The organism is Flavobacterium notoginsengisoli (genome assembly GCF_014207905.1).
Lineage (GTDB): Bacteria > Bacteroidota > Bacteroidia > Flavobacteriales > Flavobacteriaceae > Flavobacterium > Flavobacterium notoginsengisoli_A.
This window is the reverse complement of the sequence record NZ_JACHLB010000002.1, coordinates 261,300-278,459: the sequence shown is the minus strand read 5'-3', so window position 1 is coordinate 278,459 and position 17,160 is coordinate 261,300. Positions and strand designations below refer to the sequence as shown.

12 protein-coding genes and 1 riboswitch are annotated in these 17,160 nt (G+C 33.3%); of the genes, 1 reads left to right on the top strand and 11 read right to left on the bottom strand.

The features are described from left to right. Positions 1-90: 90 nt before the first annotated feature. The 9 genes from HNP35_RS08105 to HNP35_RS08065 form a co-directional block, all read right to left on the bottom strand. A complete protein-coding gene (locus HNP35_RS08105; RefSeq protein WP_184160181.1) occupies positions 91-561 on the bottom strand; it encodes a cupin domain-containing protein in 471 nt (156 codons plus the stop codon). Then, complete coding sequence (locus tag HNP35_RS08100) at positions 558-1,556, bottom strand: NADP-dependent oxidoreductase (protein WP_184160179.1); 999 nt, start codon at positions 1,554-1,556, stop codon at positions 558-560. Before HNP35_RS08100 ends, HNP35_RS08105 begins: the two co-directional genes overlap by 4 nt. 17 nt (positions 1,557-1,573) lie before the next feature. After that, on the bottom strand, positions 1,574-3,052 hold the full coding sequence (locus HNP35_RS08095; protein ID WP_184160177.1) for an aminotransferase class V-fold PLP-dependent enzyme: 1,479 nt from the start codon (positions 3,050-3,052) through the stop codon (positions 1,574-1,576). Positions 3,053-3,122: 70 nt separating this feature from the next. Continuing rightward, positions 3,123-4,121 (bottom strand): TlpA disulfide reductase family protein, encoded by a 999-nt coding sequence (locus HNP35_RS08090; protein ID WP_184160175.1) that lies wholly within the window; start codon positions 4,119-4,121, stop codon positions 3,123-3,125. Between the two features lie 247 nt (positions 4,122-4,368). Then, positions 4,369-4,469: riboswitch (SAM riboswitch) on the bottom strand. Between the two features lie 154 nt (positions 4,470-4,623). Next, positions 4,624-5,742, bottom strand: a complete 1,119-nt coding sequence (gene nagA, locus HNP35_RS08085; RefSeq protein WP_184160173.1) for an N-acetylglucosamine-6-phosphate deacetylase — start codon at positions 5,740-5,742, stop codon at positions 4,624-4,626. Positions 5,743-5,892: 150 nt separating this feature from the next. Next, positions 5,893-7,290 (bottom strand): TolC family protein, encoded by a 1,398-nt coding sequence (locus HNP35_RS08080; protein ID WP_184160171.1) that lies wholly within the window; start codon positions 7,288-7,290, stop codon positions 5,893-5,895. A 1-nt stretch (position 7,291) separates the two neighbouring features. Next, positions 7,292-8,644: an HlyD family secretion protein gene (locus HNP35_RS08075; protein ID WP_184160169.1), complete on the bottom strand. Its 1,353-nt coding sequence runs from the start codon at positions 8,642-8,644 to the stop codon at positions 7,292-7,294. Positions 8,645-8,646: 2 nt separating this feature from the next. Further along, a complete protein-coding gene (locus HNP35_RS08070) occupies positions 8,647-10,302 on the bottom strand; it encodes a peptidase domain-containing ABC transporter (protein ID WP_184160167.1) in 1,656 nt (551 codons plus the stop codon). Positions 10,303-10,402: 100 nt separating this feature from the next. Then, a complete protein-coding gene (locus HNP35_RS08065; protein ID WP_246453398.1) occupies positions 10,403-10,711 on the bottom strand; it encodes a hypothetical protein in 309 nt (102 codons plus the stop codon). A 457-nt stretch (positions 10,712-11,168) separates the two neighbouring features. On the opposite strand from HNP35_RS08065, the gene HNP35_RS08060 reads away from it, so the two are divergent. Beyond that, the gene (locus HNP35_RS08060; RefSeq protein ID WP_184161212.1) at positions 11,169-11,630 is read left to right on the top strand and encodes a DUF1810 domain-containing protein; all 462 of its coding nucleotides are present in this window, start codon (positions 11,169-11,171) and stop codon (positions 11,628-11,630) included. 531 nt (positions 11,631-12,161) lie between these two features. Here HNP35_RS08060 and HNP35_RS08055 read toward each other — a convergent pair. Then, positions 12,162-14,201, bottom strand: coding sequence for a protein-disulfide reductase DsbD family protein (locus tag HNP35_RS08055; protein ID WP_184160163.1), 2,040 nt, complete (start codon positions 14,199-14,201; stop codon positions 12,162-12,164). Positions 14,202-14,339: 138 nt separating this feature from the next. Further along, a complete protein-coding gene (locus tag HNP35_RS08050; protein ID WP_184160161.1) occupies positions 14,340-17,159 on the bottom strand; it encodes a M16 family metallopeptidase in 2,820 nt (939 codons plus the stop codon). Between the last annotated feature and the right edge of the window lies 1 nt (position 17,160).

The window sequence follows — 17,160 nt, the reverse complement described above, 5'->3', positions numbered from 1 at the left end:
AAGCAGTTATTTTCAATTTTAATGCAAAAATCATTAAAACTTTTATTTTCCTATCAATCTAATAGACTACTATATCGTTTGCAACTTAATTTAATCATTCTTAGCATCCAATAAAATAGCTAATTGAATGCAAGGCAAATCAGAACGATTACTCCATGCGTGGTTTGTCCCACGCTGAATTACAATGTCTCCAGCTTTCAACAAAGTTTCTTCTTCATCAACAATCAGATAAATTTCTCCAGAAATAATAATGATATAATCCAAAGTATCAGTCTGATGCATTAAAGGATGCAGCTGTCCTTCTGTCGCGACAATTCCTAAATCTTTATCTGGTGGAATTTGTACATAACGGAAATAACTTCCATTTTTTGGCGTGTTTGGAAAAGCAGTATTTTCTATTCTATTTTCTTCGAATTTTGCGGGCGTACTATCTGTTGACCAAATATCTGAAATAATCAATCCTGGGAAATGCTCTGAAACATTGCTTACTATTGCATCTTGTTCTATAATTGATTTTCCATTTTTAATTCCTGTAACTATTCTTCTAGGTATTGTTTTCATTCTTTATTAATCTGCATAATTAATTTTTTCCCATACGTTTTATTTTCACGCAATAACCAAAGCGCTTTAACGACCGTTCTTGTATTTAATTCTCCAATTATCGAAACATTAGGTGGCGTAATGATTTTACTTTCTAATAAATGTCCTAACTCGGTTAAGCCATTTTTATAATAATCATATCGTTTTTCAAGACCATAAGCATAATTGGAAATGTTGTGTATGGTAGCACCTCGCGAAAAAAGAATATTTCGCGATTCTGGAGTCGAAAAATTCGTTACGTCTATGTATGTTCCGTTTATTTTTAAAAGTTTAGCAGCAACTTCCGCAATTTTATTTCCGACTAAATCTACTGCAATGTCAAATTTTTTATTTCCATTTAATGAAAGTGCAGCTTCGTATATTTCTTCTTTTTTATAATTAATGATTTGTTGCGGTTTTACGCCAAGATTAATTAAAGAAGCTATACTTTCCTCATTTCCAGCAGTGACTAAAAAGTTTAAAAATCCTTTACTGATCAAGAGTTTTACAAAAAAATTTCCAACTCCACCAGCTGCTCCAGTTATCAATATCGAATCTGTTAGAGAAGCTTTCATTCGTTTAAATGATTGCAGAGCCGTTAATCCAGCGGATGGAATTGCGGCGGCTTCTTCAAAAGAAATGTTTTTTGGTTTCTTTACCACAATTTCTTCTGGAATACATATATATTCGGCATAAGTTCCGTTAGATCCCATACTTCCTGAACCACAAAAAACTGCATCGCCAATTTTAAAATCTCTCACATTTACTCCAATTTTTGTAATAATGCCTGAAAATTCTCTTCCTAAAATAGGCGAATGCAAAAGCTTTCTTTCTGAACCATTTTCTGTCATTTGATAATCAATTGGATTAAAACCAGAAGCTACAATCTGAACCTGAACTTGATTTGGTTCTGGTTGTGGAGTTGCAATTGTTTCCATCTGAAATTGACGGTTTTCCTGTAATAGAATTGCTTTCATTTTTAAATATAAGTTTCTTAATCCAACTCAAACCATTCGTTTACTTCTCTTTCGATAGTATCTTTAATTCTCGGATTTTCAAATTCATTTGTTGCTGGATTGTATTCGTAATCTTTTTGCCATTTTTTATAATGCAAAGCCACTTGCTGAATGGCATTACAAATAAATAAAAGCTCTTCGTCTGTTGTAATCGGATGAAGCGACAAACGAACCCAACCCGGTTTATTGGTTTGATTTTTCTCTAATAATTCATTCGTAATAGCTTTAGAACGCTTTTCATCAATATTGAACAAATAATGAGCATAGGTACTTGCGCAAGACCAGCCACCGCGAGTCTGAATTCCGAAACGATCATTTAAAAGTCTTACGATTAGATTGTAATGAATATCTTCGATTACAAAAGAAACACAGCCAATTCGCTTACTTTTTAAATCTCCCAAAATAGACAATCCTTGTATTTTTTGAAGTTTAGAAAAGCAAAGATCCAAAAGCTCTTTTTCTCTTTTAGCAATCTGCTCCACTCCCATTTTTTCTTTTAATTCTAAAGCCAAAGCAGTTCGAATTACTTGCAAAAATCCTGGTGTTCCTCCATCCTCTCTCACTTCTATAACATCGCTGTAACAATAATTCCCTAGTGGATTAGTCCATTTTACATTTCCTCCGCCAGGATTATCGGGAAAATCAGATTGGTATAATTTTTCGTTGAAAACCAAAACACCACAAGTTCCGGGTCCGCCCAAAAATTTATGCGGAGAAAAGAAAATGGCGTCTAGTTGTTGTTCTGGATCTTCTGGATGCATATCAATTTTGACATAAGGTGCTGAAGCCGCAAAATCTACAAAACACAATCCGCCATTTTGATGCATAATTTTAGCCAATTCGTGATAAGGCGTAATAATTCCAGTTACGTTCGAACACGCGGTAAAAGAACCAATTTTTAGGTTTCTATTACCGTATTTTTTTATTTCTTTGGCAAGAGATTTTGGGTCTACTAAATTATCTTCATCAGGTTGAAGAATAACTACATCTGCGTTAGTTTCGTACCAAGGAACTTGATTCGAATGGTGTTCCATATGTGTGATGAAAACTACTGGTCTGTCGTTTTCATTTTCGTATGTTTTTCTTAAACCAATAATACGCTGTAACTTAGATAAAGCGGCAGTCATTCCGCTTCCAGTTGTTACCAGAACATCTGATTCATTGGCATTAACCGACTTTTTAATACTATCTCTGGCGTATTGATATGCGTATGTAGAAGTTTTTCCAGTCTGACTAGAAAGTGAATGCGTATTGGCAATCATCGGACCTATTTTATTTAGCATAATATCTTCAATCGGCGTGTATAATCTTCCGCTTGCAACCCAATCTGCGTAAATCAAATTTTGTTCTCCATAAACCGATTCGAAAATATGATCTATTCCTACTGTGTTTTCTCTAAATTTAGAAAAGTAACACTCAGATTCTGTTGTTTTTGTTGTTGGCTCAATAGCATTCATTTCCCTAGCATTTTTTAAATTAACGAATTGTATTATTGGTTGAATTCTTTAAAAATTCAAAACTTTGAACTTAGTTGTTGCTTACTTTTTTATCCAAAAGTGATTTAAGTGTTGCTTGCAATTCTTCTCCATGCAGATTTCTTGCCACAATTATTCCTTTAGAATCTACCAGATAATTGGCAGGAATTGCTCTTACGCCATATAATTTTGCAACGGCGCTATTCCAGAAAAGCAGATCTGAAACGTGTGTCCAAGTCAAATGATCATCTTGAATTCCTTTGATCCAGTTTTCTTTCTTTTTGTCTAAAGAAATAGCGATTATGTTAAATCCTTTATCGTGAAATTCTTTGTAAGCTGCCACAATATTCGGATTCTCTCTTCGGCACGGACCGCACCAAGAAGCCCAGAAATCTACTAAAGTGTAGCCTTTTAAATTTTCGTAAAAACGAATTGCTTTTCCTTCAGGATCATTTGCGGTAAAATCGGGAGCTTTTTTTCCAACCGCTAGTCCGTCTAGAACAATTGCTAAGTCTTTTAATTCTTTCACGTAAGTGGTACTTTGAAGGCTTTTATCCAATAAAGCTATATTTTGCGTAATCTGTTCTGGAGTTAAACGATAAGACCAGTTTCTGTATAAAACATAAGCAGATACAATAGATTTTGGGTTTTCTGTAATGAATTTACTGATTTCTACGTCTTTTGTCTTTTTGTATGTTTCAAACAAATCTTGTGTTGCAGAACCTTCAACAACAGAATTGGTGTAATACTTTTTTGGACTTAATTTGACTGTAATCGGTCCTTTTTCAAGGAAAATATACAATGGAGAATCTGCGGTGTTTACGCTCAATCCGTATAATTCTGGAGTTTTGACTTTGGTTTTAAAACTAAAACTTCCGTCTTTTACTTTTACCGAATCAATTGTGGTAAACATTTTATTGTGAAACTTTTGCAGGTAAACATATTGTGCAACGGTGTCAACAACAGTTCCTTTTAATTGTAAATTATTTTCTTGCGCCTGCGTTTGACTTACAGCAAGAAACAAAGCTAAACCGAATAGTATTTTTTTCATTTTATTTTTAGTTTTAAGATTATGTAAAAGAATATCTGGCCAATGTCTGAACCATCAGCTAATAGTGATTAAAAAGGAATTTTAAGAGAGGAATTAATGCTTTCGCATTCGGAAAACAGCAAGACTATTTTCTTCAAACATCAAATTCAAAAGCTCATAACCAGCGTATAAAATAGATTCTGTTTTCATTTTAAAAAAATAAAGATTTTTAATATTGACAACTTATTCAGATTTTGAGCAAATCTTTTTCTTATCTGTCCCGTAAAGCGGGAAGGATTTAGCACCTTATTCGGCAACAGGTTGCTAAGACTTCATTGGGCCTATTCCCTCAGTCTTTCTGGATAAGTATCATTTTATAATTTTTCTGCATTACAAATATATACTAATTCTACCAAATTAGTCAAGTTTAGATTGCTTTTTTTTATTATTATTTTTAAAAAATCTTTAAAACAAATTATAAACCTTTAAAAACAAGATGTTTAAAACAAAAAAAAGGTTGCTTTTAAACTAAGCTTAAAGTCTCAATTTTAGACAAATCATTATTGAATTTCACGAAAGAAGCAGGAAATCCTTGTTTAATTTTTCCGATTTTATCTTGCAGCCCGATAGCTGCAGCTACTCTTGTTGTTGCCATTTTGATAGCTTCATCTGCTGGAACATGAAGATTATTAAAAGCATTCTGAACCGCTTCTTCCATAGATATTGTTGCACCTGCAAGATTGCCGTCTTCATTTCTGTAGAAACCATTTTCTAGATGCGCATCAAAATTATCCCATTTAAAATTGGCAACTTTTCTGCCTAGAAATGTCGCATCGCTAATTAGAAAGAATTTATCTTGTTTTAATTTGTAAGCCACTTTTGCCGCAGCATAATCGCAATGAACGCCATCTAAAATAACGGGAGCGTAAACTTCGTCATTTTCAAAAACAGCCCCCACTAGACCGGGTTCACGATGACCAAATTGTGTCATTGCATTAAACAAATGCGTTACTAGATTTATTCCTTTAGAAAAATAAAATTGTGCTTCTTTATGTGTTATGGTCGAATGTCCGATTGAAATTGTTATTCCGCTATTGATCAGCATTTGCAATTGTTCTTCTGTAAAACATTCTGGAGCAATTGTAATGACTTTAATAACATCTTTTCCTTTACTGATAATTTCTTCAAGCTCGTCATTTGTTGGCTTTCTAACCTGATCGATACTATGCGCGCCACGTCTCGCCGGATTTAAAAATGGTCCTTCTAAATGCATTCCGATTACACCATTATTGTGTTTTTTCATGTAATTGCGAACGGCTTCGATTCCTTCTAAAATGGTTTCTTTTGAAGACGAAATCAAACATGGCAAAACGTGTGTTGTACCATATTTCATACTGGCATCGTAAATATCCTGAATTGTTTCTTCGTTTGGAGTTTGGCTGAAATAGTACTTTTCTCCCCCATTTATCTGAATATCTATAAATCCAGCTGATAGATGATTTCCTTCCAAATCTATTGTTTCAATATCGTTTGGAATTTCCTTTTGAACTGAAATAATGGTTCCGTTTTCAACAATTACAACTCCGTTTTCAATTATTTCTTCTCCTGTATGTATGACTGCATTTACAATTGCTTGTTTCATGTTTTTTATATCTATTTCTTTTTTCAAATTTAAAAAGAAGTTGCATTAATTTCTAAATAAAAAAAGCTTCAGAAAATTTCTGAAGCTTTTTTAAAATTAAATTCTGAAAATTAATATAGTACAGTCATCGCAAACTGCATATTTTAGGTCTTAATCTGGATTTGCCAAGATTTTATACAATTCGGCATTTGAAAGATAAAATTGATTTTCTAAGCTGATTTGAGACAATTTTGCACTTACCAAATTATTCTCTCTAGAATTGATTAAGAAAATAGAACTTTCGCCAAAAGAGAATAGTTTTTCTTCTGAATTCAGCATCGTCATATAATCTTTTACCAAATTATCAATTACCACTTTTTGTCTTCTTAAAGAGGCAATTTCAGTCTGCTGCGCTTTGATTTTGTTTTTCAATTCTAATCTTTGCTGACCAATATCAAACTGCATATCTTGAATTTTCAATTTAGCCATTTTCAAGTTTCCGCGTTCTTTTCTCAAGAAAATCGGAAAACTAAAATCGATATTGAACTTATAATCATCTGAATTAAAAGTATTCCAATAATTAGGGTCTGAAATGTAATTATAACCGACATTCACTTTTGGCAACAATGAATTAGCTTTCAGCTGACGATTTACTTCCAAAATAGACAATTTGGTTTCCATAGATTGAATTTTCGGATGCGCATCTAAAGACTCGACATCAACCATCATAGCGTCTGTACGCAAAGTTTCTTCGATTGTCTGACCTAAATTCTGCTCTGGTTTTACTAATTCGCCCAATTCTACAGGAACATTTTCAATCCATAAAAAATTAGCTAGTTTAAGCTTTGCTTTAGCCAATTTTAGATTTCCATTTTCAACATTCAATTCTCTATTTCTAACGGTAATTTTAGCCTCTACACTATCAATGGCTGGAGCATCTCCCGATTCGATTAGTTTTTTAACACCAAGAAAACGAGTACTCGCAAATCCTAGATAATTTTTATACAATTCTGCTTCGTTGTAGCTTTTTCTCCATTCAAAATAAGCTTCACTAGCTTGATACAAAACTTCTATAGCTCTTAACTTACGCTGCGCATCACTTAGTTTCACATTAAGCTTTCCTTCTCTTACATCGGCCATTCGCTGATTAATAAACATTCCCTGCCCTAGTGCCACACTAATTCCAAGAGAAGCTAAACCTGCTTCTGGCGTACGATTTTGTGGGTTATAATATTGTCCGTCAGTATCGTCAAAACCAGCTTTTACCTCAATTCCGTACCAAGTCGGAATTTTAAAACTGCTGTTTAATAACGAATAATATTCTGTGCCTTTAAATTCTTTCTTATTGTAATCTACTTCAATTTTAGGATCAAATCCGCCACGCGCTGCCATTAACTTGGCTTGTGCATTGGTCACTTCAAGATTTGCTTGTTTTACCAGCGGATGATATTTTTTTACATATCCCAAATACTCGATAAAAGTTAACTCTTCTTCACTGAAGTTTTGACTTTGCATCGTAGAAAAGCAGAGTAGCATTAAGAAAGAAAGCAATTTTACAAGATTTCTCATTTTACTTTTTCTCCTTTCCTTTTGCTTCTTTTTCTCCTGAGTTATAATAATTTGGAGGGAAACCATTTAAGTTTCGCCAAATCTCGTACCATACCGAAACGGTTTCTAGCAAGGCAATACTTTGCGCTCCTGCACCAATGCTCAATTCTTTTGGCCAATGACGATCTTCTCCGTCAGGCGAAACCAAAATTCTGTATTTTCCGTTCGGACTTATAAAGTTTTCTATCGCTACCACTTTTCCTCCGTAAGTTCCGTAAGACAAACCAGGCCATCCAGAAAATACAATTCTAGGCCATCCGTCAAACCAAACACGAACTTTTGCACCGCGATGTACCAATGGTAAATCTATTGGATCTACATAAGTTTCTACCGCAATATCATATTTAGAAGGCATAATGCTCACAACCGAAGTTCCTTCTTTAATAGTTTCTCCAATACCTGCCAATAAAGCACGGTTGATGTAACCGCTTTGTGGCGCTGTAATGTAATACAAACCATTTCTAAGTCTGTAATTCGTATACTGATTTTCTAGTTTATTAACCTGAGCTTCAGTATCATATTGTGTACTTAAAGCGGTGAATTTATCACTTCTAGATTTTGAAATTTTCTCTGTGTATTCAGCCGTAATTCTATTGATTTCAACTTTTGCGTTAATCAACTCATTTCTGCTGCTCAATAATTTATTTTCTTGTGTGATGATATATGCTTCAGATTCTTGCAGTTTTAATCTCTTCTGCTCAACATCTGTCATCGGTTTTAATCCTTCTTTATTTAAAGCTGTAGAACGATCAAATTGTGTTTTTGCAATTCGCAATTGTGTTCTAACGGCAACCAAATCCATACTATCGCTTTTTATTTTCAGTTGAGCTTGACGAATTTTATTTTGTGCCTGCTGTAATTTCAACTGTCTTTCTGTATTCAAAGATTGCGCTTGAACATCAAGAGAATTTACTTTATCGCTATACGATTCTGCCGCCATTTTTTTAGCATCAACCTGTTGTTTGGTGTTTCCAACCAAATTAGGATCTAAGTAATCTTCTTTAATCTCTGAAATAAAAAGAATTGTATCTCCTTTATTTACATAATCTCCCTCTTTTACAAACCATTTTTCTATTCGACCTGCAATAGCATTATGAACAGTTTGAGGTCTTTGATCGGGCTTTAAAGTTGTTACAGAACCACTTCCTGAGATATTTTGTGTCCACGGCAGAAAAAGACAGCAAACACAGAAAATCAGAAATCCGATTATAACTTTATTTAAAATTCTATAATGGGGTCTTCGAGCAACACTTGTAATCGATTTGTATTTGCCCGGAGTTATAAGTACGTTATTATCTTTAGATATATTGAGCATGATTAAATCTTTATGTCGTTAATAATTTTTCCGTCATCAATCGTGATCATACGGCTGCATTTGCTTTTCCAAATATCATTTTTAGAAGTAACAATTACAGTCCAGTCATTCTCTTCGGAAAGTAAAAAATCAACAATTTTATTCGAAGTCAATTCATCCATTTTATCAACAGGATCTTCTAAGAATAAAATATTTGGTTTGCCCACAATACTTCTTGCCAAAAGAATTTTCTGTACATCAGAAGCAGAAAGTTCACGTCCTCCCGGATGAATCTGATTTTCCAATCCATTCTCGAAAGTTTTAATGTATGGTGTAAGACCAACATTATCTAAAGCCCATTTTAAATCGTCGCTATTTAGTTCTTCATTTCCAAAAACAATATTCTCACGAATTGTTCCCGCAAACAAGGTATCGCCTTGCAGATAAGTTCCAGACTGCGCTCTGTATGTATCTTCGCTCAAACGATTCATATAGTTGTCCGTCACATACATCGCACCGCTTTCTGGTTCTAAAACTCCTGAAAGCAATCTCAATAATGTACTTTTTCCAGCACCGTTTGTTCCTGTAAGAATGATTTTTTCGCCTTGAGAAATTTTCAAGTTAATATTCTTAAGCGATTTTTTATTGTGTTCTGGATAATTGTAATTGATGCTTTCTGTTTCAATATTGATTCCTTTTTCTGTTTTGTCTGAAGTTTCAGGAATACATGAAATTTCCATGTCTGTAACTTGTCCAATTTTTTCAACAGAAGTCAAAACGTCGTAGAAAGATTCTAATCCGAAAATGATTTTTTCTACCGAGTTGATCAATAATACAATTACGATTTCAGCTGCTACGAACTGCCCTATGTTCATTTGGTGGTGAATTACCAGAAAACCACCGATCGATAATAAGGCAGCAGTAACAATTACTTTAAAAATAGTAAGCTGAATATATTGTTTTTTCATTACCTGAAAGTGTTTTTCACGGTAATTTACGTACTTGCTAACATAGCCGTCATTTCTGTCTAAAGCATATTCAAAAGCTCCTTTTCTACGGAAACTTTCTCTGTTTCTTGCAATTTCCTGAAGCCATGCTGCTACTTTATATTTAAATTTCGATTCATTAAGACTGGTTTCTAAACCGTCTTTGTATGAAAATTTAAAAATAACCCATAGAATAACAATGAAAAGTAGTCCGATAACCATAAAGAAAGAATGGTATAAGACTAATAAAATAATACCCAAACCAACTTGAAGAAATGCTGTACAGAAATCCAAAAGCAATTTTGCTGTTCCTTTCTGTACCATCAAAGTATCAAAAAAGCGGTTTGCTTTTTCTGGAGCGTATTCAGAATACATTTCTTTAAATTTAATTAAAGGCATTCTGTAAGCAAATTCAAAGGAAGAACGAACGAAAATTCTCTGTTGTAGATTTTCTACAATTCGTAGCTGTAAAATCGTCAACACGCCGCCAAAACCAACTCCAACTGTAACCAAAATTACCAGAATGATCCAAGAAACGCTTAGCTGTCCACTTTGAATGAAATTAATAATAGCCTGAATTCCTAAAGGCAGTGATAGGTTTACTAAACCCGCAAATGCAGCGTAGAAGATAATTTGATATACATCGCGCTTATCGAGCTGCAGTAAGTTATAAAAACGTTTGAATGGTGTCATGAATTTAAGTATAAATACAAGATTATTACATAGAATAAATATACGGCAAAAACCGCATTTAGGATAAAGAATTTTGTTCTAATCCTTAAAAAACAAGTATTTATGAAATTGCCCGAGGAGGCGGTATATCTATCTTACCATGAAAACCAAATGAAAAGATTGTATTATCAATATATTTTTTACCTTCAGATTCTATTAAAAAATAAAAACTAGGCAGTAATGATTCTGATGAAATCAAATATTCCATTAAGGGAATTCCTTTTGCTAATTTGGCTGTTTTGGTGTCTTTGGTTTTGTAGTCATCCAGTTCTTCTGGAATTCCATCACATTTGAAGATTTTTTTTAGAAAATTACAAGTAATCCCTTTTACAGTATAGGTTTCGGCATTATCGCTAATAATTCGAGCCATACTATTTGATATATTAAGACTGCTGATTAGAAAATAGCCAACTAGCAACACCTGAAGGCATTTACAAAAAAAGCTATTTTTAATTCGATTCAACATACTCTAAAAGGCGAAAATTTAAATAAAACCACTGAAATTCAATTTAAAACTCCAGTGATTTAGGGCAATTATCTTGATTTTTCTAAGCGCGCAATTTAGACCTAAATATTTTCTCGAACATTAGAATAACATTAGAATTTGGGTATTTGCAAAACTTTAAAAATAAATTAACAAGGTATTCTTACACTTCCTTTTTATCGTAATTATGTAACGACAACACGAAAATTCTATAACTATCTCACCGATTTACATTCTACTTTTGAATTCGATAATTATAAGCATAAAAACAATAAAAGTGTTACTAGAAGTATTACCAATACAAGAAACTCCATTTATAAACGAATTAATACAAAATCAAGATATGACTTACGCACAGAATGATTTGACCCGATTTTTGGATGCTCAGAATAAATTGTATTTAACTGCTTTTTCTGAAATTAAAAAAGGTAAAAAAGAAACGCATTGGATGTGGTTTATATTTCCGCAAATTAAAGGTTTAGGAAAAAGTACGCTTTCTGATTATTATGCTGTTGCCGATTTGAAAGAAGCGACGGAGTTTTTAAATCATCCTATTTTATCGAAACATTTAATTGAAATTTCGAAATTGATGCTGACTCTAAACAAAAAATCTGCTGAAGGAATTTTAGGAGAATTAGGCGCTAAAAAACTACATTCTTCTATGAGTTTATTTGTTCAGGTAGAAAATGCACATCCTGTTTTTCAGCAAGTTTTAGATACTTTTTTCTTCGGACATTTGGATCAAATGACTTTAAACTTTACTCAAAAAAATACTGTAAATCTGCCAGTTGCAGTACTTTCTTAATATTCTTAGGGCTCTAAAAAAAGCGGTTATTTCAAAAATGAAATAACCGCTTTTTATTTTTATATATTTTCTGCAATCATTCCGTAGGATTTTTTGATGTAACAAATGCCAAAATGATTTAAAATCAAACGTTCCTCTGGAACGTTGAATAATCACAATAATCTTTTTTTTCTACCGACGAAATGTTCCTATGGAACATAAATAAATGCGGAATAAAAACTTTTATATTAAACAAATAAACGCTTTTTTACTTCTATACATTTTCCGCAATCATTCCGTAGGAATGTTTGGTCGGTAGAAAAAAATAACGGCCAATCGCATGACGTTCCATAGGAACGTTTGATATAACGAATGTCAAAATGATTATAATCAAACGTTCCTACGGAACGTTGAATAATCACAATAATCTTTTTTTTTCTACCGACGAAATGTTCCTATGGAGCATAAATTTGAATAAAAAAGGCTGTCTCAAAATTTGAAACAGCCTTTCCATCAACAATAATAAATATAAAATAAAGGTAAAAACTCTAATTATGAACTTTTTTCAAAATTGGAAACTCCTTTTTGAAGCCAATTCAAATATTCTTTAATATCAGGATTATAAGCCGACGTTTCGTTCAATGTTTCTCCATTATGATTAACCAAAACGTAAAAAGGCTGCGCATTGGTTTTATATGTTATCGTTTGAAATTCACTCCATTTTTGACCAATGTATTTTAGTTTTTTTCCTGTCAATTTTGATGTAATTTGTTCTTTTGGATTCAATTCTCTTTTATCGTCTACATAAAGTGAAATTAAAACCAAATCGCCTTTTAATATCTTCTGAATTTTTTCGTCTGACCAGACATTGTCTTCCATTTTTCGGCAATTCACGCAGGCGTGACCTGTAAAATCGATCATAACAGGTTTTCCTATTTTCTTAGCATATTGCATTCCTAAATCGTAATCTGTAAAAGCCATAATATTATGCGGTCCGAGTTCTGCGCCTTCTGGAAGATTTTGCGCCATTTCTTTAGAAGAAGAATTATTTAAACCATTTGGAAGTTCGCTATAATGCATTGGCGGCGGAAAACCACTAATCATTTTCAACGGCGCGCCCCAAATTCCTGGAATCAGATAAATGGTAAAAGCTAGAACTACAACGCCAAGTCCTAATCTTGGAACACTAATATTCGAAACTGGACTATCATGCGGTAATTGAATTTTTCCAAATAAATAAAAAGTCAGCGTTCCGAAAATGGCAATCCAAATGGCAAGAAATGCTTCTCTTTCGAGCCAATGCAATTGTAAAACCAAATCGGCATTCGATAGAAATTTAAAAGCCAAAGCCATTTCTAAAAATCCTAAAAACACTTTAACCGAATTGAGCCAACCTCCCGATTTTGGCAACGAATTAAGCCAGCCCGGAAAAGCTGCAAACAAAGTAAATGGCAAAGCCAATGCTAGTGAAAAACCAAACATTCCGACAAAAGGCGCAATTCCTCCGCGAGAAGCGGCTTCGACTAATAACGTTCCAACAATTGGTCCCGTACACGAGAACGATACAATTGCAAGCGCCAAAGCCATAAATAATATTCCTACAATTCCGCCTTTATCTGCCTGAGAATCGACTTTGTTTGCCCATGCATTTGGAAGCATAATTTCGAAAGCTCCTAAAAACGAAAAAGCAAAAATCATTAGTAAAACAAAAAAGATCAAGTTAAACCAAACATTTGTAGAAAGCGCATTTAGAGAATCTGCTCCAAAAGCCCAAGTTACAATTGCACCCAGAAAAATATAAATGGCAATAATGGCAATTCCGTAAAAAATGGCTTTTCTAATTCCTTGCGATTTGCTTTTGCTTTGTTTGGTAAAAAAACTCACCGTCATCGGAATCATCGGAAAAACGCAAGGCGTTAACAAAGCTGCAAAACCTGAAAAAAAAGATAATAGAAAAATTGTCCATAAGCTTCTTGATTTCTCTTTAGGTACAACTTTTTTAATGTTTGGCTTTACAAATTTAGCTGTTGCTTCTTCTGACTTCGAAACAACTGAATCTGATTTTTCTTCGACAACTAAATCTGGAACCGCTTCACTTTTATGCTCGTTTTGCACTTTGTTTTTTTCTTCAGAAGCAAAAGGTTTTACGGTAAATTCCAGTTCGTCAAAAGTTGGTGGCAAGCAATTTTCATCATTGCAAACCATATATTCCACTTCGGCTTTTATTTTAAAAAGTTTTAGAGAACTAATTTTAATTCGCTGTTTAAAAGTGGTTTCTTTTTCAAAAAACTTGATTTGCATTTTGAAGACAGGATCGTTAACCATTTTGCCTTTCTCTTCTTTTACTGCTCCAAAAAACTCACATTCAGAACTTTTCACAAAAGAAAAACGAGTCGGAATTGGTCCGCCGTCGAGCACGCTCTGACTGTACAGATGCCAGCCAGGTTCTATAATGGCTTTTGCCTGCAATTCGTATTCATTTTCAGAAATATTCTCGACATGGGTTACCCATTTTATCGGATTGTAGATTTGAGCTTTAACGAATATGGAAAACAACAGGAAGAAGCCCAATAAAAATATATTTTTTTTCATGGGTCATAATTTTTAAAAGAGGGTTGAATAGCTGAAACAACCCTCTATGAAATCCGCTATACAAATTACATTGCTTACTAATTCAAAATATTATTTGATAGGGAAATACAAATTAAACTCTAATAAAAATGGGTTAGATTATTTCTTCGGTTTGAAGACAATTTCATAAGTTTCTGCTTTGCTTAAGAATAAGTTTGCAAAATCTTGAATGTCTTTTGCCGTAACAGATTTTACAATGTCTTCATAATTTTTAGGATCGTCCATATTATAATTTTCCTTAATGTATCTGTTAAGTAACTCAATAGAATATCTATTGAAGTTTTTTCTATCAGCTTTTGATTTGAAATAGTTCGTTCTGGTTTTTTCTATATCTTCTGAAACAATTTCACCCTTTTTAATTTTATCCATTTCCTGATAAAGAACCGGAAGTAATTGATCTACGCGATTTGCATCACAATCAAATGAAATTTCAAGTCTAAATGCTGGAATAGGCTCTTTTGCCGCTAAAGCACTTACAAATGCACCATAAGTTCCCCCTTCCTTTTCACGAAGGCTTTCTGTATATCTCAATTTTAAAATATCGTTCAAAAAGTAAATTAAAATCTTATTTCTCTGAGAATAGGCAATCTCTTTTGAATAGTAGCTCACTTTTACAGTACTTTTTGGCGTTTCCATTTCAATAAAAATCTCTTTTTTGATTTTATTCGAAACTCGTTTAGGTTCTTTATATTTAGAACTTTCTTTACGTTTAACACCTTCTATGCTAGCAATATATTTTTCAAGTAAAGGTTTTAAAATCTCAGGCGTTACATCTCCAACTATTTCAAATTCAAAATTCGAAATATCAGAAAATCGATCCTCGTAGATTGCCTTCATTTTATCAGGAGACAATTCTTCAATATATTTTGGTGAAAGTGAATGTATTTGCGGATTGTCTTTTCCATAAACAGCTACAGATAAACTATCCATCATTTTAAAATTGATATCTTTTTCTCTATTTTTTAAAGAGTTTAGATATCCCTGTTTCATCAATAAAAATTGCTCTTTGTCAAATCTCGGATGCTTAAAATTTAAATAAACCAATTGCATCATCGTTTCAATATCTTTTACATTGCCAGAAGCAACTAAAAATTCGGTCTTAGATGAAATTCCTGTGTTACAGCTAACTAATTTTCCTTTCAAAATTTTATTTAAATCAGTTTGCGTAAATGATCCAAGACCTGACTTCATAGCAAATTCTGTACAACGCTGAGCAGAAGGTATATCTTGTTTATTATACAAAGAAGTACCGCCATCACTTTCGGCCTGAAGATTTACTGTCTTTTTATTTTTATCGGCAAATTTATAATGCACTTTTGCGCCATTACTTAAGATATATGTAGTCGCACCAATTTCTTTTATCTCCTTTTCAGAAACAATTTTACCTGGTTTTAAATTTACGCCGTCCATAAGCGATTTGGTCACAAAAGTATCTACGTAAGGCTGCAATGAAGCATCGTTTTCTGCTTTTTGAATAATATCAAAAGCTTTTTCTTGCGTTAAATTTTCTTCGCTTTCGACACCCGTTACTGCAACAACACGATTTTGCTGCGAATACAATTTGCTAATTTGCTCTTGAAGAATTGCAGTATCAATATTCTTTAAAATACTTTTTGCCATTTCAAATTCTGCCGCAGGGTCTGCTATTATTTCATGGTTCAAATAATCAGATTTTACCATTCCTATTACTTGTTGATGCGAAATTTCATTTACTTTATCTAAATAATTCTCATATCTCGAAGTAGTTTCAGTCACGGCTCTTTCAATTTCTCCTTTAGAAAAACCAAATTTATACGCTCGAACCCATTCATTCATTACCAAAGCAAAAGCTTCGGCTTGTTTTTCTGGTTTTGGAGAAACATTTAAAATCCAAATATCATTTAAACGAGAATAACTTTGATAACCGATTTGTGCTCCTTTAAATGGACATTCTTGTTTCTGCGTCAATTCAGCCAAACGATTATTCAAAATAGAAAACGCAATACTTCTTTGAGTAGATTTTTCTAATTCTGCAAAGGTATTGGTTACTTTTTCAGCATTATGGCGAATCATAAAACTGATATTTGAACTTGAAATTTCTTTATCTAAAGCCAATTTAAAAGTTGGTTCCGTTCTTTCTGGAATCGCAATTTCAAAACGCTTTTTCGGATTTACTGGCGTCGGAATATCTGCAAAAAGTTTTTTGATTTTCGCTTCAATTTCATCAGCATTAATATCTCCAACAATCGCGATTGCCTGCAAATCTGGACGGTACCAATCTTTATAAAAATCCTTTAAAACCTGATATTTGAAATTCTTAACGATTTCCATATCGCCAATTGGCATACGCTCTGCATACAGCGAATTGTTGTAATAATAAGGCGCCAACTGATTGTAAATTCTAGCTCCAGAATTCTGTCTCGTACGCCATTCTTCGGTGATTACGCCACGTTCTGCGTCAATTTCTTCATTCGTAAGAGATAAAAAATTAGACCAATCGTGCAAAACCAACAAACAAGTATCGACAACTCCGCCATCTTTTGACGGAATATTGTCTAAGTTGTAAACTGTTTCGTCTGTGCTTGTGTATGCATTGATATTTTTTCCGAAAACGGCTCCTTGTTTTTGAAGCGTATTCAAGATTCCTTTTCCTTCAAAATGTTTGGTTCCGTTAAAAGCCATGTGTTCCAGAAAATGAGCCAAACCTTTCTGCTGATCATTTTCAAGAATAGAACCTACATTCTGAATGATGTAATAACTGGCTGTATTTTTATTTACCTCGGTCGGATAAATATAATACGTCATTCCGTTTGGCAAAACTCCTTTTTTTACTTTCTGATTAATTGCGATTGGGTCAGTTGCTTTAAAGTTTTGCGCTTTCGCGGATGAAAAACACCCAACGACAAACAGTAAGATTGCTATTTTTTTGCTGTATTTCATA

Excerpts from the sequence above, each read along its gene's own strand:
- HNP35_RS08105 (WP_184160181.1), bottom strand. The coding sequence starts at position 561 with ATGAAAACAATACCTAGAAGAATAGTTACAGGAATTAAAAATGGAAAA.
- HNP35_RS08100 (WP_184160179.1), bottom strand. The coding sequence starts at position 1,556 with ATGAAAGCAATTCTATTACAGGAAAACCGTCAATTTCAGATGGAAACA.
- HNP35_RS08095 (WP_184160177.1), bottom strand. The coding sequence starts at position 3,052 with ATGAATGCTATTGAGCCAACAACAAAAACAACAGAATCTGAGTGTTAC.
- HNP35_RS08090 (WP_184160175.1), bottom strand. The coding sequence starts at position 4,121 with ATGAAAAAAATACTATTCGGTTTAGCTTTGTTTCTTGCTGTAAGTCAA.
- nagA (WP_184160173.1), bottom strand. The coding sequence starts at position 5,742 with ATGAAACAAGCAATTGTAAATGCAGTCATACATACAGGAGAAGAAATA.
- HNP35_RS08080 (WP_184160171.1), bottom strand. The coding sequence starts at position 7,290 with ATGAGAAATCTTGTAAAATTGCTTTCTTTCTTAATGCTACTCTGCTTT.
- HNP35_RS08075 (WP_184160169.1), bottom strand. The coding sequence starts at position 8,644 with ATGCTCAATATATCTAAAGATAATAACGTACTTATAACTCCGGGCAAA.
- HNP35_RS08070 (WP_184160167.1), bottom strand. The coding sequence starts at position 10,302 with ATGACACCATTCAAACGTTTTTATAACTTACTGCAGCTCGATAAGCGC.
- HNP35_RS08065 (WP_246453398.1), bottom strand. The coding sequence starts at position 10,711 with ATGGCTCGAATTATTAGCGATAATGCCGAAACCTATACTGTAAAAGGG.
- HNP35_RS08060 (WP_184161212.1), top strand. The coding sequence starts at position 11,169 with ATGACTTACGCACAGAATGATTTGACCCGATTTTTGGATGCTCAGAAT.
- HNP35_RS08055 (WP_184160163.1), bottom strand. The coding sequence starts at position 14,201 with ATGAAAAAAAATATATTTTTATTGGGCTTCTTCCTGTTGTTTTCCATA.
- HNP35_RS08050 (WP_184160161.1), bottom strand. The coding sequence starts at position 17,159 with ATGAAATACAGCAAAAAAATAGCAATCTTACTGTTTGTCGTTGGGTGT.